This is a genomic window from Bacillus sp. JJ1521 (assembly GCF_036965165.1).
Classification (GTDB): Bacteria; Bacillota; Bacilli; order Bacillales; family Bacillaceae_L; genus Ferdinandcohnia.
This window is the reverse complement of record NZ_JBALOX010000163.1, coordinates 1-569: the sequence shown is the minus strand read 5'-3', so window position 1 is coordinate 569 and position 569 is coordinate 1. Positions and strand designations below refer to the sequence as shown.

Here is a 569-nt window from a genome sequence, read left to right as displayed (position 1 = left end):
ACAATAACAGCAACTTTAAAACCATCAAGGATATATTCCCCAATCATTTCAAAGAAAGATTGCCTTCTTTCTTCCTGTGTTTCTAAGATATCTTCACTTGGATTTACCTCGTAAGGGTTAATGATAGAAGCTATGATAAAACCACCGAATAAATTTAAAACTAAAGCTGTTACAACATATTTTGGTTCTAGCATTGTCATATAAGCACCAACAATGGACATTGAGACAGTTGACATTGCTGAAGCACATAGAGTGTACAAACGCTGTTTTGAAATGAGGCCAAGTTGTTTTTTTAACGTGATGAAAACTTCCGATTGTCCGACCATCAACGAAGCAACAGCATTATAGGATTCGAGTTTACCCATCCCATTTATTTTACTTAAAAGCCATCCCATTCCCTTCATAATGAATGGTAGGATTTTTAAATATTGCAGAATCCCAATTAATACAGAAATAAATACGATTGGCAGCAGTACATTTAAAAAGAATGGAGCCTCTCCTTCGTTCGCTAAGCCGCCGAACACAAAGGAAATCCCTTCGCTTGCATATTCGAGCAGGATGCTAAAAAT

The 569-nt window shown here is 36.4% G+C and carries 1 protein-coding gene; it reads right to left on the bottom strand.

Features of this window, described 5'->3' with window-relative positions:
• On the bottom strand, positions 1–569 hold a 569-nt coding region (locus tag V7147_RS19795; RefSeq protein ID WP_335369536.1), incomplete at both ends, for a nucleoside recognition domain-containing protein.